The sequence below is a fragment of the Rathayibacter sp. VKM Ac-2803 genome (genome assembly GCF_009807175.1).
GTDB lineage: Bacteria > Actinomycetota > Actinomycetes > Actinomycetales > Microbacteriaceae > Rathayibacter.
In genome coordinates this window covers 1,031,034-1,051,993 of record NZ_WUCD01000001.1, presented here as the reverse complement: position 1 = coordinate 1,051,993, position 20,960 = coordinate 1,031,034, and the positions used below count along the sequence as shown (strand labels likewise).

The window sequence follows — 20,960 nt, the reverse complement described above, 5'->3', positions numbered from 1 at the left end:
AATCGACGCTCTCCGCGCCCGGCCGCCGCCCCCCACCTGAGAAGTCAACGAGCAGACGCCGATCCGCCGCCCACCTACGCTCGCCGGAGGACGACCGCCCCCGACCCCGGAGCCGCCCCGTGACCCAGCAGACCCCCCGCCCCCAGCCCCGCCGCGAGCCCGCCGCATGAGGGTCACCGACACCAGCGACCTGTGGTGGCGCTCCGCCGTCTTCTACAACCTCGACGTCGAGACCTTCATGGACTGGAACGACGACGGCGTCGGCGACCTCGAGGGCCTCGCCCACCGCATCGACTACCTCGCCGAGCTCGGCGTCAGCTGCCTCTGGCTCGCCCCGTTCTACCCGTCGCCCGGCCGCGACAACGGCTACGACATCAGCGACTTCTTCGGCGTCGACCGCCGGTACGGCCACCACGGAGACGTCGTGGAGGTCCTCCGCACCGCGCACGACCGCGGGATGCGCGTCATCGTCGACCTCGTCGTCAACCACACCAGCGACCAGCACCCGTGGTTCCAGGCGGCGCGCTCCTCCCCGGACAGCCCCTACCGCGACTACTACCTCTGGCGCGACGAGCCGCCCGCCGACCAGCCTGCCAACGTGTTCCCGGACGCCGAGGACGGCGTCTGGTTCTTCGACGAGCAGGCCGGTCAGTACTACCTGCACAACTTCTACCGCCACCAGCCCGACCTCAACACCGACAACCCCGCCGTACGCGACGAGATCGCCAAGCTGGTCGGCTTCTGGCTCCAGCTCGGGGTCGACGGCTTCCGCGTCGATGCGGTCCCCTTCCTGATCACCCCCGGCGCACCCGACGAGCACGAGTGGCTGCGACTGCTGCGCCGCTTCGTCTCGCGCCGCTCGGGCGAGGCGATGATGCTCGGCGAGGTCAACCTCGGCCGCGACGAGCAGCTCGCCTTCTTCGGTGGTGCCGACGCCGACGAGCTGTCGATCCAGTTCGACTTCATCGGCAACCAGCGCCTCTACCTGGCGCTCGCCCGGGGCGAGGCCGCGCCGCTCGTCGAGGCCCTCGCGAGCCGCCCCGCGATCTCGACCGGCAGCCAGTGGGCCAACTTCGTGCGCAACCACGACGAGCTCACCCTCGACCAGCTGTCGGAGCCGGAGCGCGACGAGGTCTTCGCAGCCTTCGCTCCGGAGGAGTCGCAGCGGATCCACGGGCGGGGCATCGTCCGCCGCCTCCCCCCGATGCTCGACGGCGATCCGCGCCGCATCCGGATGATCTACAGCCTCCTGTTCTCGCTGCCCGGCGTGCCCGTCCTCTACTACGGCGAGGAGATCGGGATGGGCGAGAACCCGTCCCTGCCGGGCCGCGGCGCGGTGCGCAGCCCGATGCAGTGGAGCGCGGCGGCCAACGGCGGCTTCTCGCGGGCCGACGCCGACGACCTGGTCGCCGCCGTCACCGAGGGCGGCTTCGGTCCTGAGCACGTGAACGCGGCGGACCAGCTGCGCGACTCCGCCTCGCTGCTCGCGCACGTGAAGGGCCTCGCCTGGCTCTACCGCCGCTCCCCCGAGATCGGCTGGGGCGACTTCGTCCAGCTGCCCGCCGACGACCCGGCCGTCTTCGCGCACCAGGTGTCGGCGTCGACGGGGACCACGGTGGCGGTGCACAACCTCGCGTCGAGCCCCTGCTCGGCGACGCTGCGGCTGCCGGACGCGCCCGCCGGCGCCCGCCTCGTCGACTCCCTCTCCGGCGACTCGACGCCCGTCGGCCCCGACGCGTCCGTCACCCTGCCGCTCGACGCCTACGGCGCCCGCTGGTTCCGCCTCGCATCGGAGTCGTCCCGCCGCCTGGTCTGACGCCCGCCCGAGACCCCGGAGTCGCCCTCGAGCTCGAGTCACCCGCCCACTCTCCGAAGGTTGCGGTAGTCGCGCCCGACTACCGCAACTTTCGCTGAATCGAGGGCAGCGCCCGGCCAGCAGCCCCGGCGTTCCCTGAGAGGGCACGAGGCGTTCTCACGGCGGACGTCCCTACTCTGTCCCGGTGGACTTAGACACCCTCCTCAACATCGGCCTCGTCGTGCTGTTCGTCCTCATCGGAGGCGTCTTCGCCGGCACCGAGATGGCCATCGTCAGCCTCCGCGAGAGCCAGGTCCGTGCGATCGAGGCCGACAGCGAGCGCGGCCGCCGCATCGCCGAGCTGGTCCGCAACCCCAACACCTTCCTCTCGGCGGTGCAGATCGGCGTCACCCTCGCCGGCCTCTTCTCGTCGGCGTACGGCGCCTCGACGATCGCACCCGACCTCGTGCCCCCGCTGCAGTCGCTCGGCCTCTCGGCCGGCGCCGCCTCGACAGTCGCGCTCATCGCGATGACGCTCGTCATCGCCTACCTGTCGCTCGTGCTCGGCGAGCTCGTGCCCAAGCGCCTGGCCATGCAGAAGTCGGTCGCCTTCACCAAGATCCTCGCCCCGCCGCTCAACGGGCTGGCCCGCCTCATGCGCCCGGTCATCTGGCTGCTGTCGGTGTCGACCGACGCCGTGGTGCGCCTCCTCGGGGCCGACCCGCGCGAGAAGGGCGAGAGCGTCTCGGCCGACGAGGTGCGCGACATGATCTCGAGCAACACCGAGATCCACGAGGACAGCCGACGCCTCCTCACCGACATCTTCCGCGCCGACGACCGCCGCGTCGCCGAGGTGATGCGGCCGCGTCACGACGTCGACTTCCTCCGCGGCGAGCTGCCCGTGGCGGAGGGGTACCGCGCCGTCCTCGGGGCCCCGCACTCGCGCTACCCGGTCGTCGGCGAGAGCTTCGACGACGTCCTCGGATTCGTCCACGTCCGCGATCTGATGGCCGCGTACCCGGAGGAGTCTCCCCGTACCGTCGCCGACATCACCCGCCCGATGCTCGCCGTCCCCGGCACCACGAAGGTGCTGTCGGCGCTGCGCACCATGCGCCAGGACGGCCACCAGATCGCCGTCGTCATCGACGAGTACGGCGGGACCGACGGCATCATCACGCTCGAGGACCTGCTCGAGGAGCTCGTCGGAGAGATCTACGACGAGTACGACGGCGCCCGCCAGGAGGGCGACGCGAAGGCAGCCGAGAACCTCCTCGAGATCGACGGCGGCATGATCCTCGAGGATCTCGAGGAGCTCCTGCACGTCGAACTTCCCGAGGGCCCGTACGAGACGGTCGGCGGCTACATCCTCGACCGCATCGGCCGCGTCGCGGTGGTGGGCGACTCGCTCGTCGTCGGCGACCACCTGCTCCGCATCGCCGAGACCGACCGCTACCGGATCTCGCGGATCACCCTCGTGCCGCAGCCCGCGTCGTCCGCCGCGGAGGAGTCCGAACCGGCCTCCTGAGCCGGGTCGCGGCAGTCGCGCCTCACGGCAGTCGCGCCTCGACCCACCGCGTCGCCGGCAGCCCGCGCACCCCGGGCCGCGCGGTCCAGAGCCCGCCCGCGAACGGATGCGCCGCCCGCTCCTCCGCCGAGAGGTCGCGCGAGGCGGACGACACGATCGCCACGTCGAGCTCCTCGCCCGCGAAGGCGATGCTCGACACGTGCGGAGCGTCGACGGCGATGCCCTCCCCCTCGACGCGGCGGCCCTCGGCGTCGTAGACGCGCACGCCGCTCCCGCCCCAGATCGCGCACCAGAGCCGCCCCTCGGAGTCGACGGTGATCCCGTCGACGAACACGCCCTCCTCGGGCTCGAGGAACGTCTCGCGCGCGGACTCGCCGGGGTACGAGCGCCGGTGGACCACTCCCGACTCGGTGTCGACCGAGTACATCACCGAGCCGTCGGGCGACCAGCCGAGTCCGTTCGAGAGCCGCAGGTCGTGGTCGAGCACGGTGACCGAGCCGTCGTGCTCGAGGCGGAGGAGCACGTCGTCGCCCACGGACTCGCCCAGCGTCAGCGACCCGACCACCAGCCGTCCCTGCGGGTCGATCGAGCCGTCGTTGAAACGGTGCCCCTCGGGCAGCAGCTCGGAGCCGCGGGTCAGCGACCCGTCGACCTCGAGGATCGCGAGGCACCGGGTGAGCGCGACCAGCACGCGTCCGTCGCCGAGCGGCAGGGCGCAGCCGACCTGCTCGCCCACGTCCGAGCGCGAGATCGCGCCGATCCCCTCCGCGGTGAGCGGAGCCGAGAGCACGGCACCCGCCTCGATGTCGACCCAGGTCACGCGACCGGTGCCGGCGTCCCAGACGGGCCCCTCGCTGAGGATGTAGGAAGGGGTGCCCGCAGGCGTCGCGTCGATCATCCGCCCACCGTAGTCGCGGGCGGTGGGAGGCCGGGGGGCGGTTGACGCGCTCCCTTCGACGAGCGAGCGCGCCTCCGCCGCCACCCAGCGGACGAAGTCGGCGGCAGGGCCCGCGAGGGTGGGATCCGCCGTCGCCCCTCGCCGTCGCTGGTCGACAGCGGCCTCGAGCAGTCCGCGCCATCGGGGTTCGGTGCGGCCCAGCCACACCGCCGACTCCGCCTTCCCCGCGACAGTGCCGGACGTCGCCGTCCACAGGAGACGGGCGGCCGTGAGCACGGCGTAGGGCTGGGCCCAGTCGTCCACCAGCACCGCCGGGTCGTCGCGAATCCAGACCGCGCGTGCATCGGCCTGCTGCAGCGCCTCCGCCCGCAGGGCTCGGGGATCGATCTCGGGCACCAGCGTCGCGGCCGACTCCCCCGCCAGCGCGATCGCACGATGCCGGAGCAGCCAGCGCGCGTTCCAGGAGTCGTCGTGCGAGGACTCCACCAGCTCGCGGCTGCCGTTGTCGACGTACAGCCAGAGGCCGTGCGCTCCGACGGGGTCGCGCAGAGCGGAGGCGGTCACCCAGCTGCCCTCGAGCCGTCCGGCCCAGCGCAGCGGAAGGTCGGGAAGGGACCGGTGGAGAGCTCTCGCGGCCGAGATCCGGTCGGCGGAGAGCGCCTCCGCGCTCACGATCACGACATCCGCGTCGCTCGCCCGATCGCCGCAGCCCAGCGCGAACGAGCCCGTGAGGTGGACTCCGACGAGTCCGTCTCCGAGGATGTCCGCGACTCCGTCCCGCAGGGCGAGGAGGGTCTGCTCGAGATCGGCCGCCTCACCCTCCGGCAGCTGCCGCCGGAGAGTGGTGCGGATCGTCATGAGCCGACGGTACGCGCTCCTACACCTCCGCGCACCGTGCGGACAAGGGGTGAATAGCCCGGCGATACAAGGGTCTATCGTCGTCTCGCCGCACCCGAGGAGCAGACGGAGCCGGGGCGACAGGAGGGCCTTCTCATGTCGACAGGTACGACCGACTCGCGTGACGCGAAGGGTCCGGTGCGCAGTCTCGTCCCGGCACGCATCGACAGGCTCCCGTGGACGAGGTTCCACTGGTCGATCGTCGTGGGGCTCGGCTTCTCCTGGGTCCTCGACGGACTCGAGATCCAGATCGTCGCCTCCGCCGGATTCGCGAAGGAGTTCGGCCTCGACGCCGCGCAGGTCGGCGTGCTCGGCTCGGTCTACCTGGTCGGCCAGATCGTGGGGGCGCTCGTCTTCGGGCGGCTCAGCGACAAGCTCGGGCGGCGCAAGCTCTTCATCCTGACCCTGGTGATCTACCTGGTCGCGAGCGGACTCGCCGGCCTCGCGCCGAACTACGCGTTCCTCGCGGTGTTCCGCTTCTTCGCCGGCATGGGCATCGGCGGCGAGTACGCGGCCATCAACTCCGCCATCGACGAGCTGATCCCGTCGAAGTACCGCGGCCGCGTCGACATCGCGATCAACGGCACGTACTGGGGAGGCGCGGCGCTCGGCTCCGCGGCGAACCTGTTCTTCCTCAACGACGAGATCTTCGCCGAGAACGTCGGCTGGCGACTCGGCTTCTTCCTCGGCCCGATCCTCGGACTGGCGATCATCTACCTCCGCCGGCACATCCCCGAGAGCCCGCGCTGGCTGATGACGCACGGCCGGGAGGAGGAGGCGGAGCGCACCGTCGACGCGATCGAGCGCCGCGTGAAGGCCGAGGGCGGCACCGTCGAGCCGGTCGACGACTCGCTGGCGATCACGGTCAAGGCGACCGAGAGCATCCCGTTCCGCACCATCGCCCGCGTGCTGATCAGGCAGTACCCGAAGCGGACGCTGGTCGGCGCGACCATGATGATCACGCAGTCCTTCCTCTACAACGCGATCTTCTTCACCTACGCGCTGGTGCTCGAGAACTTCTACGGCGTGGAGCAGAGCGCCGTCTCGTACTTCTTCTTCCCGTTCGCGATCGGCAATCTGCTCGGCCCGCTGGTGCTCGGCCACCTGTTCGACGTGTGGGGTCGGCGCAAGATGATCTTCCTCACCTACGGGATCTCGGGCGCCGTGCTGGCGCTCTCGGCGCTGCTCTTCAGCATGGACGTGCTGACCGCGACGACCCAGGTCGTGCTCTGGTGCGTCTCGTTCTTCTTCGCCTCGGCCGGCGCCTCGAGCGCGTACCTGACGGTGAGCGAGATCTTCCCGCTCGAGCTGCGCAGCCAGGCGATCTCGTACTTCTTCACCCTCGGCCAGATCGCCGGCGCGGTGGCACCGACCCTCTACGGCGTGCTGATCGGCGACGGCAGCGACCGCGGACCCCTCACGGTCGGCTACTACGTCGGCGCCGCGGTGATGATCGTCGGCGGCGTGGTGGCGCTCGTCTACGGCGTCGACGCCGAGCGCCGCAGCCTCGAGAGCATCACGGAGCCGCTCTCGACGGTGCGGGACTGACGGCGGGCGGCGGGCGGAGTCGCGGCACGCGCCTCGCCGTGCTCCGCGCGCGTGGAGGAGTCTGGTCTCGGCATGTTCTTTTGTCAGGACATTGGGTGTAGCCTGACGGCACGTCCCATCTGATCCGCGCCGCCGCCCCTCGCCTCCCGCGAGGCGGCGACAGAAAGTTGTACAGAGCCGTATGACCCCCTCCACCACGACCTACGACGTGCTGACCATCGGCCGCGTCGGCGTCGACATCTACCCGCTCCAAGACGGTCTCGGTCTCGAGGACGTCGAGACCTTCGGCAAGTACCTCGGCGGGAGCGCGGCGAACGTCGCGGTCGCGGCGGCCCGTCACGGCCGCTCCGCCGCCCTGATCTCCCGTGCCGGCGACGACCCCTTCGGCCGCTACGTGAAGCGGGAGCTGCGCCGGCTCGGGGTGTCGGACGAGTTCGTCGGCACCGAGGCGGAGCTCGCGACCCCGGTGACGTTCTGCGAGATCTTCCCGCCGGACGACTTCCCGCTGTACTTCTACCGCAAGCCCAAGGCCCCCGACCTCGCGATCACGGCGCAGTCGCTCGACCTCGACGCCGTCCTCCGCGCGAAGGTCTACTGGTCGACCGTCACCGGCCTGACCGAGGAGCCGAGCCGCTCCGCCCACTTCATCGCCTGGAAGGCGCGCGCCCGCAAGGAGCTGACCGTGCTCGACCTCGACTACCGGCCGATGTTCTGGAGCTCCCCGGCGAGGGCGACGCAGGAGGTGGCGAAGGCGCTCGAGTGGGTCACCGTCGCCGTCGGCAACCGCGAGGAGTGCGAGATCGCCGTCGGCGAGACCGACCCGCACCGCGCGGCCGACGCGCTGCTCGAGCGCGGTGTCGAGCTCGCGATCGTCAAGCAGGGCCCCCGGGGCGTGCTCGCCAAGACCCGCTCCGAGACCGTCGAGGTCGCCCCCTTCCCCGTCGAGGTCGTGAACGGTCTCGGTGCGGGCGACAGCTTCGGCGGCGCGCTCACCCACGGCCTGATCGAGGGCTGGGACCTCGAGCGCATCCTCCGCTTCGCCAACGTCGCGGGGGCGATCGTCGCCTCCCGCCGCGAGTGCTCGACGGCCATGCCGACCTCGGACGAGGTCGAGGCCTTCCTCGAGGAGCGCAGCGATGTCGCCGTCTGACGCGCTCCGGAGCGGCGACCGCGACGAGGCCTTCGCCCGGCTGCGCCGGCTCCGCGCCGAGGATCCGACCGCGGTCGCACGGATGCTCGCCGCCCGCCGCCGCCGCCCGCTCCTCGGTGAGAACGGCCGCCTCTTCATCGTGGCCGCCGACCACCCCGCCCGCGGCGCCCTCGGCGTCAGGAGCGACGCGATGGCGATGGCCGACCGCTACGACCTGCTCGACCGACTCGCGACGGCCCTCTCCCGCCCCGGAGTCGACGGCGTGCTCGGGACTCCGGACATCATCGACGACCTCGCCCTCCTCGGCCTGCTCGACGACAAGGTCGTGGTCGGATCGATGAACCGCGGCGGGCTCAAGGGCGCGTCGTTCGAGATGGACGACCGCTTCACGGGCTACGACATCGACGGCATCGTCCGCGACGGCCTCGACTTCGCCAAGACCCTGCTGCGGGTGAACCTCGCCGACCACGGCTCCGCGGCGACCATCGAGGCCAACGCCCGGGCCGTCACCGCCGCCGCGGCGGCCGGGATCCCGATCATGCTCGAGCCCTTCATGAGCGAGTGGGTCGACGGAGGGGTCGTCAACGACCTCAGCGCCGACGCCGTCATCACCTCGATCGCCATCGCCTCCGGCCTCGGCTCGACCTCGGCCTACACGTGGATGAAGCTGCCCGTCGTCGACGAGATGGCGCGGGTGATGGCCGCCACGACCATGCCGACCCTCCTCCTCGGCGGCGACCCGCAGGGCAGCCCGGAGGCCACCTACGCCAAGTGGCGCGAGGCGCTCGCCCTGCCCGGCGTGCGCGGGCTCGTCGTCGGCCGCACCCTCATCTACCCGGCCGACGGAGACGTCGCCTCCGCCGTCGACACCGCCGCCGCACTCGTGCACGGCGTCACCTGAGCCCCGCCTGCTCCGTCCCTCCACAGAAGCGCCGCTCTGAGAAGCGTCCCTCCACAGAAGAAGGAATCATGTCCGAGACCACCGGCATCGCGCCGCTCACCACCGTCACCGTCGTCCCGCACTGGATCGACGGCGCACCGTCGCCCTCGACCTCGGGCCGCACCGCGCCCGTCTACGACCCGGCCCTCGGCGTCGTGACGAAGGAGGTGGCCCTCGCCGACCAGGACGAGATCGCGGCCGCCGTCGCGTCCGCCAAGGCCGCGTTCCCCGCCTGGCGCGACCTCTCGCTGACCAAGCGGCAGGCGATCCTGTTCCGCTTCCGCGAGCTGCTCGAGGCCAAGAAGGGCGAGCTCGCCGAGATCATCACCTCCGAGCACGGCAAGGTCCTCTCGGACGCGCTGGGCGAGATCACCCGCGGCCAGGAGGTCGTGGAGTTCGCGACCGGCCTCGCGCACCACCTCAAGGGCGAGTACTCCGAGCAGGTGTCCACCGGAGTCGACGTGTACTCGACGAAGCAGCCGCTCGGCGTCGTCGGCATCATCTCGCCGTTCAACTTCCCGGCGATGGTGCCGATGTGGTTCTTCCCCATCGCCATCGCCGCCGGCAACACGGTGATCCTCAAGCCCAGCGAGAAGGACCCGTCCGCCGCGATCTGGATGGGCGAGCTGTGGAAGGAGGCCGGCCTCCCCGACGGCGTCTTCACCGTCCTCAACGGCGACAAGGAGGCCGTCGACGGCCTGCTCACGCACCCCGACGTCCGCTCGATCTCGTTCGTCGGCTCGACTCCGATCGCGCAGTACGTCTACGAGACGGGCACCAAGCACGGCAAGCGCGTGCAGGCCCTCGGCGGGGCGAAGAACCACATGCTGGTGCTCCCGGACGCCGATCTCGACCTCGTCGCCGACTCCGCGATCAACGCAGGCTTCGGCTCGGCGGGCGAGCGGTGCATGGCCATCTCGGTGGTCGTCGCCGTCGAGCCCGTCGCGGACGAGCTCATCACGAAGATCCAGGACCGCGCGTCGAAGCTGCGCATCGGCGACGGGCGCCGCGGCTGCGACATGGGGCCGCTGGTCACCGAGCAGCACCGCGACAAGGTCGCCTCCTACATCGCCATCGCCGAGGAGGACGGCGCGAAGGTCGTCATCGACGGCCGCGGCATCGAGGTCGACGGCGCCGCCGACGGCTTCTGGCTCGGCCCGACCCTCCTCGACAGGGTCCCCACGACCTCGCGCGCCTACACCGAGGAGATCTTCGGCCCGGTGCTCTCGATCGTCCGCGTCGCCTCCTACGAGCAGGGCGTCGACCTCATCAACAACGGGGCGTTCGGCAACGGCACGGCGATCTTCACGAACGACGGAGGCGCCGCCCGGCGCTTCCAGAACGAGGTCGAGGTCGGCATGATCGGCATCAACGTCCCGATCCCAGTGCCGGTCGCGACGTTCTCGTTCGGCGGCTGGAAGTCGTCGCTGTTCGGCGACACCAAGGCCCACGGCGCGGAGGGCGTCCGCTTCTTCACCCAGCAGAAGGCGATCACCTCGCGCTGGCTCGACCCGTCCCACGGCGGCATCAACCTCGGATTCCCCCAGAACTGACCGCTCGCCATCTGACGCTGGTGGATCTCGATACGCCCGCTCCGCGGGCTGCGGGCTCGATCAGCATGCAAGGGCAGCAGCGGGCAACGGGCGCAGCAGCAGCCCGCGGCTCCGCCCGCCAGCATGCTGGTCGAGTAGCCGCCGCAGGCGGCGTATCGAGACCCACGTCCGCCAGCAGCTCGGATCTGCAGGCCCACCCGCCCAGCATGCTGGTCGAGTAGCCGCCGCAGGCGGCGTATCGAGACCCACGTCCGCCAGCAGCTCGGATCTGCAGGCCCACCCGCCCAGCATGCTGGTCGAGTAGCCGCCGCAGGCGGCGTATCGAGACCCACCAGCGTCAGAAGACCGTTCTCCAGCACGCACGCGAGAAAGAAGGCAACGATGCAACGGCGCAACGACTGGATGTTCCCCCGCGGAGCACTGAGCCGCGACGGCTGGGAGTCCGTCGTCGACGACAGCGTCCCCGGGTGGCGGCACACCGGGCTGCGGGTCGCCGAGCTGGGCGACGGCGACGAGGTGGAACTGCCCGCCGCCGGGCTCGAGCGGCTCGTCGTCCCCCTCTCCGGCTCGTTCACCGTCCGGCACCAGAGCTCGGGCCCGTCGACGACCACCCTGCTGGAGGGTCGGGACTCGGTCTTCGACGGTCCGAGCGACGTGCTCTACCTCTCGACGCTGTCGTCCGCGACCGTGTCGGGGGTGGGGCGGGTCGCGATCGCGGAAGCACCTGCCGCCTCCGTCCACCCGAGCCGCCACATCGCGCGCGTCGACATCCCCGTCGAGCTGCGGGGCGCCGGCCGCTCGAGCCGCCAGGTGCACAACTTCGGCACCCCCGGCGCGCTCGAGGCCGACCGGTTCATCGTCTGCGAGGTCATCACTCCGGCCGAGAACTGGTCGAGCTTCCCCGCGCACAAGCACGACGAGGAGATCCCCGGGCAGGAGACGCGGCTCGAGGAGATCTACTACTTCGAGTCCGCCGTCAGCCGCGGCGTGCAGGCCCCCGCGACCGCCGAGCCGTTCGGGATGTTCAGCACATCGTCCTCCCCCGAGGGAGAGATCACGATCGACGCCACCGTGCGCAGCGGAGACATCGCGCTCGTCCCGTTCGGCTACCACGGCCCCGCGGTCGCGGCGCCCGGCTACGACCTCTACTACCTCAACGTCATGGCGGGCCCGGGATCCGAGCGCGCCTGGCTGATCAGCGACCATCCCGCGCACGGCTGGATCCGCGGCACCTGGGACGGCCAGGAGATCGACCCGCGACTCCCGTACACCACGACCGAAGGAAGCACGCACGCATGAGCACGACGAAGCGGATGACCGTCAGCCAGGCGCTGATCGAGTTCCTCGCGAACCAGTGGACCGTCGACGGCGACGTCCGCGAGCGCACCATCGCCGGGACCTTCGGGATCTTCGGCCACGGCAACGTCGCCGGGATCGGCCAGGCCCTGAAGCAGATCGAGGCCGAGCAGCCGGGCCTGATGCCCTACCACCAGGCCCGCAACGAGCAGGCGATGGTCCACCAGGCGGTGGGATACGCGCGGATGCGGCGACGCCGCGCGACCTACGCGAGCGCCGCCTCCGTGGGCCCCGGAGCCGCGAACATGCTGACCGGTGCCGCCCTCGCGACCACCAATCGACTCCCCGCGCTCCTGCTGCCGAGCGACACCTTCGCGACCCGCGTGGCCGACCCGGTGCTGCAGCAGATCGAGCTGCCGCACGACACGTCCGTGCAGGTGACCGACGCCTTCCGGCCGCTCTCGCGCTTCTTCGACCGCGTCGACCGCCCCGAGAAGCTCTTCTCCATCGCCCTCGCCGCGATGCGCGTCCTGACCGACCCGGCCGAGACGGGGGCGGTCACGATCGCGCTGCCCGAGGACGTCCAGGCCGAGAGCCTCGACGTCCCGCTCGAGTTCCTCGCCCCGCGCGAGTGGCACCTGCGCCGTCCGCTGCCGGAGGCGGGCCCGCTCGCCCGCGCGGTCGCCGCGATCCGCAACGCGGAGAACCCGATCATCGTCGCCGGCGGCGGCGTGATCTACAGCGGCGCCGAGGACGCGCTGAAGGCCCTCGTCGAGGCGACCGGCATCCCGGCCGGCACCACCCAGGCGGGCGGCGGATCGCTGGACTGGGACCACCCGCAGTACCTCGGCGGCATCGGCGCGACGGGCACGACCGCGGCGAACCGCCTCGCCGCGCAGGCCGACGTCGTCATCGGCATCGGCACCCGGTACTCCGACTTCACCACCGCCAGCCGCACCGCGTTCCAGGCCCCCGGCGTGACCTTCGTGAACATCAACGTCGCCTCGTTCGACGCCTACAAGCACGGCTCGCAGTTGCCGGTGATCGCCGATGCGAGGGAGGCGCTCACCGCGCTGCTCGCCGCGCTCGGCGACCACACCGTTCCCGCCGAGTGGGCTCGGCAGGCCGCCGACGAGAAGTCCGCCTGGGACGCGACCGTCGACGCGGCGTTCGACCCCACCGGCAGCTCCCTGCCCGGGCAGGCCGAGATCATCGGAGCGGTCCAGTCCGCCTCCGAGCCGCGCGATGTCGTCATCCAGGCCGCCGGCTCGCTGCCGGGCGATCTGCACAAGCTGTGGCGGGTGCGCGACAGCCTCGGCTACCACGTCGAGTACGCGTTCTCGTGCATGGGCTACGAGATCGCCGGCGGCCTCGGGGTGCGCCGTGCCGCTCCAGACCGCGACGCGATCGTCATGGTGGGCGACGGGTCGTACCTGATGCTGCACACCGAGCTGGTCACCGCGGTGGCCGAGGGGATCAAGCTCATCGTGATCCTGCTGCAGAACCACGGCTACGCCTCGATCGGCCACCTCTCCGAGACCGTCGGCTCCGAGCGCTTCGGCACGAAGTACCGCTTCCAGGACGAGAGCGGGAGCTTCCAGGGCTCCCGGGTGCTCCCGATCGACCTCGCGGCGAACGCCCGCAGCTACGGAGTCGAGACGATCGAGATCGAGCCGAGCCCCCGCGCGATCGACGACCTGAAGGCGGCGATCGCCGCGGCGAAGGCCTCCGACACGACGACCCTCATCCACGTGAACAGCGACCCGCTGGCCTACGCGCCCGACGGCGAGGGCTGGTGGGACGTGCCCGTCGCCGAGACCTCCACCCTCGAGTCGACGGAGACCGCTCGCCGGACCTACCTCGAGAAGCGCGAGCGGCAGCGCCCGCTGCTCGGCTGAGCGCCGCCAGCATGCTGGTCGAGTAGCCCCGCAGGGGCGTATCGAGACCCACGTCCGTCAGCAGAGGAGACTTCTGCTCCACCCTTCTGACGGACGTGGATCTCGATACGCCCGCTGCGCGGGCTACTCGATCAGCGAGGGAGGGAACGCGCGGAGAAGAACACGTCCGCTGGGAGGCTCACCGAGGAAGAGACCCTCGGAAGCTCGCTGGTCGAGCAGCCGCCGCAGGCGGCGTATCGAGACCCACCTCCCTGCAGACGTGAGACCTCTTCCTTCTTCTGCGATGCGGGCCGTGGGCTCGATCACCGCCTTTCCGACGTCCTCATCACCGATCGACGAGCGTGATCTCGAACGAGTAGAGGTCGGGGCGGTAGCAGTGCTGGCCGTACTCGACCGCGCGACCGGAGTTGTCGAAGGCGGTCCGCGTCATGGTCAGCACGGCCGCGCCCTTGCGCAGGTCGAGCAGCTCGGCCTCGCGGGCCGTGGCCGCGCGCGCACCGATCCGCTGCTTGGCGACGCGCATCGCGACGCCCCTGGCCCGCAGCAGCTGGTAGAGACCGTGCGTCTCGAGGGCGGTGAGGTCGAGGTCGACGAACTCGGCCGGGAGGATGTTGTCGAGCACGGCCAGCGGCACGCCGTCCGCCGAGCGGACGCGCACGATGTGCACGACCGGCGACCCGAGCTCGACGCCGAGCGCCCCCGCCGCCGTCTCGTCGGCCACTCCGACCGAGGAGTGCAGGGTCCGCGTCTCGGGCGTCTGCCCGGACCGCTGGAGGTCCTCGTAGAGGCTCGTGAGCTCGACGTTGCGGGTCACCCGCCCGTGCACCACCTGCGTGCCGATCCCTCGACGACGCACGAGGAGCCCCTTGTCGACGAGGTCCTGGATGGCGCGCCGGATCGTCGGACGCGACATCCCGAGGCGGTTGCCCAGCGCCACCTCGTTCTCGAGACGCGAGCCGGCCGGCAGCGTCTCGTCGAGGATGGCCTTCTCGAGGCGGGTTGCGATCTGGTGGTAGAGCGGGATCGGGCCCGAGCGATCGAGGTCCATGAAGAGATCCATGGGCAGGGTCTGCTCCTCCTGAAGTGCCATGTGTCTCCCCCGTCGTCACGCCGTGCGTATGGGCTTACATTATGCCCTCCATGTCACCTCGCGCTCCTTACGTCTTATTGTTAGGACAATTGCTCCTGGCGCCACTAGGCTGATTCCCATCACTCGACGGTGATCCCGTCGGCCGGACCAGCCCTGGAGAAGACATGAGCGACACGCTGACCGCAGACGAGACCTCGACCGCCGCGGCGCCGGTCCTCCCCCTCCGCGCCGCGGCCGAGAGCACGCCGACCAGCCTGTGGAACGACTCCGCCGATCTGCGCGAGCTCGAGCGCTCCATCTCGTTCGGCGCCGTGGGCGCGACCTGCAACCCCGTGATCGCGCTGACCACCATCGAGAAGAACCTCGACGTCTGGGCCCCCCGGATCGCGCAGCTGGCGGTCGAGAACCCCACCGCGGGCGAGAGCGAGCTCGGCTGGCTCGCCATCGAGGCCATGTCGATCGAGGCGGCCGCCCTCCTCGTCCCCGCGTTCCGGGCGAGCGGCGGCCGCGACGGCCGGCTCTCGGTGCAGACCGATCCGCGCCTCCACCGCGACGCCGACGCCCTCGTCGCCCAGGCCGTGCACTTCTCTGAGCTGGCCGAGAACATCATCGTGAAGATCCCCGCGACCGCGGTCGGCATCCGCGCGATCGAGGAGGCGACGTACCGCGGAGTGAGCATCAACGCCACGGTCTCCTTCACCGTCGCGCAGGCCGTCGCCGTCGCCGAGGCGATCGAGCGCGGTCTCGACCGTCGCACGGCGGAGGGGCTGCCCGAGCACGAGTTCGGCTCGGTCGTGACCATCATGGGCGGGCGACTCGACGACTGGATCAAGGCCTCCGCCGCCGCCGATCGACGCCTCGTCGAGCCGGGGTACCTCGAGTGGGCCGGAGTCGCCGCCCTCAAGAAGGCCTACTCGATCTTCCGCGAGCGCGGCTACCGCTCCCGCATCCTCTCGGCCGCCTTCCGGAACCACCTGCAGTGGTCCGAGCTCGTCGGCGGCGACCTCGTCGTCTCCCCGCCGTTCGAGTGGCAGCTGCTGATCGACGAGAACCGGATCGCGGTCGACTTCGATCGGATCGACTCCCCCGTCGCCCCCGAGATCCTCGAGGCGCTGCTCGAGCTGCCGGAGTTCCGCCGCGCCTACCTCGAGGACGGCATGAGCATCGACGAGTTCGACTCGTTCGGCGCGACCCGGCGCACGCTGCGGCAGTTCCTCGACGCGGACGCCCGCCTCGACGCCCTGGTCCGCGACATCCTCCTCCCGGTGATCTGATCCGGTGGGCGGGGAGAGCGGGGGCGGCACCGACGACATCACCTTCCGCTCCCGCCGCTGGGTGCGCCCCGAGGACCTGAACGCCCACGGGAGCCTCTTCGGCGGCAGCCTCCTGCGCTGGATCGACGAGGAGGCGGCGATCTACGCGATCCTGCAGCTCGGGAACCCGCGCGCGGTCACGAAGTTCATCTCCGAGATCGAGTTCGTCTCCTCCGCGGTGCAGGGCGATCTCATCGAGATGGGACTGCGCGCCACCGCGTTCGGCCGCACGTCGCTGACGATGCGGGCCGAGGTGCGCAACATGATCACCCGCCACCGCATCCTCGCGATCGACCGCATCGTCTTCGTCGGCCTCGACGACCAGGGCCGGCCGACTCCGCACGGCTACACCGGCATCACCTACGAACGCGATCGGCTGCCGGCGCACGGCTGACACGTGCGGGGCGCCCCCTGAACCCGAGCACGGGCAGGGGGCGTCCCGCCGACCTCACTTCCCGGTGCGGACCGTGTAGATCGCGCCGGTCGTGACGTCCTCCTCGATCGCCTCGAGGGTCCGGCCGCGGGTCTCGGGAACCTGCGTCGCGATGAAGACCAGCGCGACCACGCCGATGCCCGCGAAGACGAAGAACGTGCCCGAGATGCCGATCGCCTCGACCACCGTCGGGAACCACAGGCCGAGCACCGCGTTCGCGATCCAGCCGAAGAACACCGCGAGGCCGATGGCGAAGCCGCGGATGAAGAGCGGGAAGATCTCGGCGAGCATCACCCAGATGGCGATGTTGAGGAAGGTCTGCATCGAGCCGACGAAGAGGACGACGAGCAGCAGGATCACGAAGGGACGCGCGGCGTTGCCGACCGGCAGCGCGATCGACGCGACGCCGATCAGGAAGTGCATGGCCGTGGTCAGCGAGAAGCCGAGCAGGAGGGTCGTGCGCCGGTTGATCCGCTGCATCAGCGAGAGGCCGATGACGCCTCCGATGACCGAGATGACACCGGGCGCGATGTTCGCGATGAGGGCCGACCCCTCGTCGAACCCGGCCTCGGTCAGCACCGACTGGCCGTAGTACATGATCGAGTTGATCCCGGTGAGCTGCTGGCCCACGCTGATGCCGATGCCGACCAGCACGATCCGGAGGATCCACTTGTCCTTCAGAGATCGCCAGCCGCCCTGCGGACGGGCCGACTCCGCACGCGCGGTGCTCTCGATCTCGTCGAGCTCGGCCTGGGCCCGCTCGCGGCTGCGGACGGTGGTCAGCACCGCGAGCGCGTCGTCCATCCGGCCCTTCGAGATCAGCCAGCGCGGCGACTCCGGGACGCCCGCCATGCCGATCAGCAGAGCGGCGGCGGGGAGCGCGCTGACCGCCAGCATGTAGCGCCAGACGCTGCCGTGGTCGGCCCAGACGGTGCCGATGATCGCGTTGACGACGAAGGCCGACAGCTGTCCGACGACGATCATGAGCTCGTTCCGGCCGGCGATGGAGCCGCGGATCTCGTAGGGCGCCAGCTCCGACAGGAAGACCGGCACGACGACGGAGGCGCCGCCGACCGCGAGGCCGAGGACGGAGCGGCCCACCACCATCACCTCGAGGTTCGGCGCGAAGACGCAGGTGAGCGCGCCCGCGATGAACAGGATCGCGAGGAGGATGATCGTCCGTCGCCGGCCCCAGGAGTCGGAGAGGCGGCCGCCGAGCAGGGCGCCGATCGCGGCGCCGACCAGGAGGGAGCTGGTGACGACGCCCTCGGTGAGGGTCGTGAGTCCGAGCTCCTCGGCCATCGGGGCGAGCGCCCCGTTGATGACGCCGGTGTCGTAGCCGAAGAGCAGGCCGCCGAGGGTCGCGATGAGGGCGACGACGCCGAGGCGGCGGCTGTGCGGACCCGCGGTGAGGGGCGGTAGCGAGCGGGAGGGGTGGGCTGGTGCAGTCACGGAGACTCCTTCGTCCGGTGGTGAGGCCCCCTGGCCGTGCCGTGGTCGACGTCGTCGTGACTCTCCGGAGCCGGGGTGCGACGACGTCGACGCTGCCTTCCCGGTCGAGCATACCTCACTTATGGTCAATGTGCTATTGTAAGAACATTAGCCAGACCGCTACCAGGGAGTTGTACACCGCCGTATGATCCAGACACTCGTCCGCGCCTCCGCCCCCACCGCCGGAGACCCCCGGTGAAGGCCTCCCTCGCCGGCGCTCCCGTCAGCTTCGGCGTCTTCGAGCTGACTCCCGAGGGGTCGGAGGTCGTCTCGCCCGACGATCTCGTCGACGTCCTGGCCCAGGCCGGCTACACCGGCGTCGACCTCGGCCCGGTCGGCTACCTCGGCCGGGGCGCCGAGCTGCGCGGGCGGCTCGACCGGTCCGGACTCGAGCTCGCAGGCGGCTGGATCCAGCTGCCCTTCACCGACGACGAGGCCTTCGCCGCCGCGCTCCCGCAGCTGCACGAGACCCTGCGACTCTTCTCCGAGGCGTCCGAGAGCGGACCGTCGCGGCTCCCCCTGCCCACCCTCGCCGACGACGGCTCGACCGCCCGGCGCTCCTCCCCCGGTCGCGGCGAGGCCGCCGATCCCCTCGACGAGGAGCGCTGGTCGCGTCTCGTCGCCAATGTCGACCGCGCCGCGACGATCGTCCGGGCCGCCGGCTTCGAGCCGACCTTCCACCACCACGCGGGCACCTACATCGAGTCGCCCGGCGAGATCGACCGGTTCGTCGGGGCCGTCGACGTCGGCCTGACCCTCGACACCGGCCACCTGCTGATCGGCGGAGGCGATCCCGTCGCTGCGATCGACCGGTGGGGTCCGCACATCAACCACCTGCACCTCAAGGACGTCGACGTCGCCGAGCTCCACCGCGTGCTCTCCGCCGGCGGCGGCATGCGCGAGGTCTGGTCCTCGTCGTCCTTCGTCGCCTTCGGCCGGGGCGACATCGACCTCGACGCGGTGATGACCGCGATCGACTCGAGCGGCTACGACGGCTGGGTGGTGGTGGAGCAGGATGTGCTCAACGCGCCCGACGCCGTCATCGACGACTTCCGCGCCGAGCGCGGCGAAGACCAGAGGATCAACCGCGAGGCGATCCGCTCCTGGGTGTGAGCCCGCCCCGCCTCCCTCACTCCCCCCACCCTCTCGACCGCCCCCTGGGCAGCTAGGACAACGACGTGACTCACAAGCCGCTCCGCTTCGGACTCATCGGCACCGGCCGCATCGGCCAGGTGCACGCCGCCAACATCGCGGCCGACCCCGAGGCCGCCCTCGCCTGGGTGTGCGACCCCTTCATCGACGGTGCGAACGCCGTCTCGGCCCTCTACGGCGGGACGGTGACGACCGACGCGGCCGAGATGTTCGCCTCCGGTGAGATCGACGCGGTGCTCATCGCCTCGCCCACCGCGACGCACGTCGACCTCCTCGAGGCGGCGATCGACGCCGGCGTCCCCGCCCTGTGCGAGAAGCCGATCGACCTCGACATCGCCCGCGTCGACGCGCTCCTGCCCCGGGTGCAGTCGTCGGGGGTGCCGATCGCGCTCGGCTTCAACCGCCGCTTCGACCCCGCGTTCGCCGAGGCGCGCGCCCGGGTCGCGGCCGGCGAGATCGGAGCGCTCGAGCAGCTCTCGATCATCAGCCGCGACCCCGCCGCCCCGCCCGCCGCCTACGTGGCGGTGTCCGGAGGCATCTTCCGCGACATGACGATCCACGACTTCGACATGGCCCGCTTCTTCCTGCCCGACATCGTCGAGGTCTCGGCGACGGGCACCACGACCTTCGACCCCGGCGCGCGCGAGCACGGCGACTTCGACACCGCGGTCGTCACCCTCCGCGCCTCCTCCGGCGCCCTCGTCTCGATCACGAACTCGCGCCACAGCTCGGTCGGCTACGACCAGCGCATCGAGGCGTTCGGCGCCGACGGCTCGATCGAGGTCGCGAACGCGCTGACGAGCCTGGTGAGCGTCTCGAACGCGTCGAGCGTCCAGGCGAAGCCGCCGTACCAGGACTTCTTCCTCGAGCGCTACTCCGTCGCCTACCGGGCCGAGCTCAGCGAGTTCATCAAGCTCGCGCGGGGCGAGGAGTCGACCAGCCCCACCTTCGCCGATGGTCGCGCCGCGCTGATCCTCGCCGACGCCGCCGCCCGCTCGGCCGTCGAGCGCGTCGCGATCGGCGTCGCACTGTGACCGCGGCGAGCGGGGAGACGCAGCGATGAGCCTCCGCCTGGCCGCGTCCGCAGAGATGCTCTTCGCCGAGCTGGACTTCGTCGACCGCGTGCGCCGCCTGCACGAGCGCGGCTTCGAGGTCGAGATCTGGGACTGGTCGACGAAGGACCTGCCCGACCTCGCGGCGACCGGCGCGACGTTCTCGTCGATGACGGGCTACCTGTTCGGCGACCTCACGACCCCGGACGGGATCGCCGAGCTCCTCCGCACCGCCGAGCTCTCGCTCGACGCGGCCGAGATCATCGACAGCCCCCGCCTCAATCTGCACGGCACCGGCCTCGCGCCGGGCGGGCTGCCGGTCCGGCCTGGCAGCGACGTGTCTCCCCAGGAGCGCGACCGGGCGGAGGAGACGCTCACCCGTCTCGCCGAGCTCGGCGAGTCCCGCGGCAGGGTCTTCACCCTCGAGAACCTCAACACCGCGGTCGACCACCCGGGCACGCCGTTCGCCCGCGCGGAGGACACGCTCGCGCTGGTCAGCGCCGTCGATCGGGCGGGGCTCCGACTCAACCTCGACCTCTACCACGCGCAGATCGGCGAGGGGAACCTGATCGAGCTGGCGCGCCGCGCCCAGCCGTGGATCGGCGAGATCCAGGTGGCCGACGTGCCGGGCCGCTGCGAGCCGGGCACCGGCGAGATCCGCTACGAGGCGATCGCTCGCGAGCTGCGCACGCTCGGCTACGACGGCGTCGTGGGTCTCGAGGCCTGGCCCTCGACCGACTCGGAGTCGGCCCTCGACGCCTTCGAGGCGGCCTTCCGCGGCTGACGACCGTCCCCTCCTCGCTGATCGAGTAGCCCGCGCAGCGGGCGTATCGAGATCCACGTCCTTCAGCACGAAGGCTTCAACCCGATCTGCTGACGCTGGTGGGTCTCGATACGCTCCTCCGGGGCTACTCGACCAGCATGGTGGG

At 71.1% G+C, this 20,960-nt stretch carries 16 protein-coding genes; 13 read left to right on the top strand and 3 right to left on the bottom strand.

Features of this window, described 5'->3' with window-relative positions; translation table 11 throughout:
• Window positions 1-166: 166 nt before the first annotated feature.
• Window positions 167-1,816 carry an alpha-amylase family protein gene (locus tag GRS96_RS04840; RefSeq protein WP_159987868.1) on the top strand — a complete coding sequence of 550 codons (1,650 nt, stop codon included), beginning with the start codon at window positions 167-169 and terminating at the stop codon, window positions 1,814-1,816.
• A gap of 184 nt (window positions 1,817-2,000) precedes the next feature.
• Window positions 2,001-3,320 (top strand): hemolysin family protein, encoded by a 1,320-nt coding sequence (locus GRS96_RS04835; RefSeq protein ID WP_159857688.1) that lies wholly within the window; start codon window positions 2,001-2,003, stop codon window positions 3,318-3,320.
• 22 nt (window positions 3,321-3,342) lie between these two features.
• Here the strand turns inward: GRS96_RS04835 and GRS96_RS04830 are convergent, their stop codons facing one another.
• Complete coding sequence (locus GRS96_RS04830) at window positions 3,343-5,076, bottom strand: SMP-30/gluconolactonase/LRE family protein (RefSeq protein ID WP_159987867.1); 1,734 nt, start codon at window positions 5,074-5,076, stop codon at window positions 3,343-3,345.
• Between the two features lie 135 nt (window positions 5,077-5,211).
• On the opposite strand from GRS96_RS04830, the gene GRS96_RS04825 reads away from it, so the two are divergent.
• The 6 genes from GRS96_RS04825 (at window position 5,212) to iolD (ending at window position 13,500) form a co-directional block, all read left to right on the top strand.
• Window positions 5,212-6,663 (top strand): MFS transporter, encoded by a 1,452-nt coding sequence (locus GRS96_RS04825; RefSeq protein ID WP_159987866.1) that lies wholly within the window; start codon window positions 5,212-5,214, stop codon window positions 6,661-6,663.
• Window positions 6,664-6,844: 181 nt separating this feature from the next.
• Entirely contained in the window at window positions 6,845-7,813 is a 969-nt protein-coding gene (gene iolC, locus GRS96_RS04820; protein ID WP_159987865.1) for a 5-dehydro-2-deoxygluconokinase, read from the top strand.
• Window positions 7,800-8,714: a class I fructose-bisphosphate aldolase gene (locus GRS96_RS04815; RefSeq protein ID WP_159987864.1), complete on the top strand. Its 915-nt coding sequence runs from the start codon at window positions 7,800-7,802 to the stop codon at window positions 8,712-8,714. The genes iolC and GRS96_RS04815 overlap by 14 nt, the downstream gene beginning before the upstream one ends.
• 68 nt (window positions 8,715-8,782) lie before the next feature.
• The gene (locus tag GRS96_RS04810; RefSeq protein ID WP_159987863.1) at window positions 8,783-10,306 is read left to right on the top strand and encodes a CoA-acylating methylmalonate-semialdehyde dehydrogenase; all 1,524 of its coding nucleotides are present in this window, start codon (window positions 8,783-8,785) and stop codon (window positions 10,304-10,306) included.
• Window positions 10,307-10,687: 381 nt separating this feature from the next.
• Window positions 10,688-11,605 (top strand): 5-deoxy-glucuronate isomerase, encoded by a 918-nt coding sequence (gene iolB, locus GRS96_RS04805; RefSeq protein ID WP_159987862.1) that lies wholly within the window; start codon window positions 10,688-10,690, stop codon window positions 11,603-11,605.
• Window positions 11,602-13,500, top strand: coding sequence for a 3D-(3,5/4)-trihydroxycyclohexane-1,2-dione acylhydrolase (decyclizing) (iolD, locus tag GRS96_RS04800; protein ID WP_159987861.1), 1,899 nt, complete (start codon window positions 11,602-11,604; stop codon window positions 13,498-13,500). Before iolB ends, iolD begins: the two co-directional genes overlap by 4 nt.
• Before the next feature lie 325 nt (window positions 13,501-13,825).
• Here the strand turns inward: iolD and GRS96_RS04795 are convergent, their stop codons facing one another.
• Window positions 13,826-14,590: a GntR family transcriptional regulator gene (locus GRS96_RS04795; protein ID WP_327437448.1), complete on the bottom strand. Its 765-nt coding sequence runs from the start codon at window positions 14,588-14,590 to the stop codon at window positions 13,826-13,828.
• 164 nt (window positions 14,591-14,754) lie between these two features.
• Between GRS96_RS04795 and GRS96_RS04790 the strand changes: the two genes are divergently transcribed.
• Together GRS96_RS04790 and GRS96_RS04785 are read left to right on the top strand one after the other, a co-directional pair.
• Window positions 14,755-15,864 carry a transaldolase family protein gene (locus tag GRS96_RS04790; protein ID WP_159987860.1) on the top strand — a complete coding sequence of 370 codons (1,110 nt, stop codon included), beginning with the start codon at window positions 14,755-14,757 and terminating at the stop codon, window positions 15,862-15,864.
• Window positions 15,865-15,868: 4 nt separating this feature from the next.
• Window positions 15,869-16,297 (top strand): acyl-CoA thioesterase, encoded by a 429-nt coding sequence (locus GRS96_RS04785; RefSeq protein WP_159857706.1) that lies wholly within the window; start codon window positions 15,869-15,871, stop codon window positions 16,295-16,297.
• 54 nt (window positions 16,298-16,351) lie between these two features.
• On the opposite strand, the gene GRS96_RS04780 is transcribed toward GRS96_RS04785, so the two are convergent.
• Complete coding sequence (locus GRS96_RS04780) at window positions 16,352-17,788, bottom strand: sugar porter family MFS transporter (protein WP_159857708.1); 1,437 nt, start codon at window positions 17,786-17,788, stop codon at window positions 16,352-16,354.
• A 234-nt stretch (window positions 17,789-18,022) separates the two neighbouring features.
• On the opposite strand from GRS96_RS04780, the gene GRS96_RS04775 reads away from it, so the two are divergent.
• The 3 genes from GRS96_RS04775 (at window position 18,023) to GRS96_RS04765 (ending at window position 20,815) form a co-directional block, all read left to right on the top strand.
• On the top strand, window positions 18,023-18,940 hold the full coding sequence (locus tag GRS96_RS04775) for a sugar phosphate isomerase/epimerase family protein (protein WP_159987859.1): 918 nt from the start codon (window positions 18,023-18,025) through the stop codon (window positions 18,938-18,940).
• Window positions 18,941-19,005: 65 nt separating this feature from the next.
• Complete coding sequence (gene iolG, locus GRS96_RS04770; protein WP_159987858.1) at window positions 19,006-20,013, top strand: inositol 2-dehydrogenase; 1,008 nt, start codon at window positions 19,006-19,008, stop codon at window positions 20,011-20,013.
• A 25-nt stretch (window positions 20,014-20,038) separates the two neighbouring features.
• Window positions 20,039-20,815 carry a TIM barrel protein gene (locus GRS96_RS04765; protein WP_159987857.1) on the top strand — a complete coding sequence of 259 codons (777 nt, stop codon included), beginning with the start codon at window positions 20,039-20,041 and terminating at the stop codon, window positions 20,813-20,815.
• Window positions 20,816-20,960: the final 145 nt, after the last annotated feature.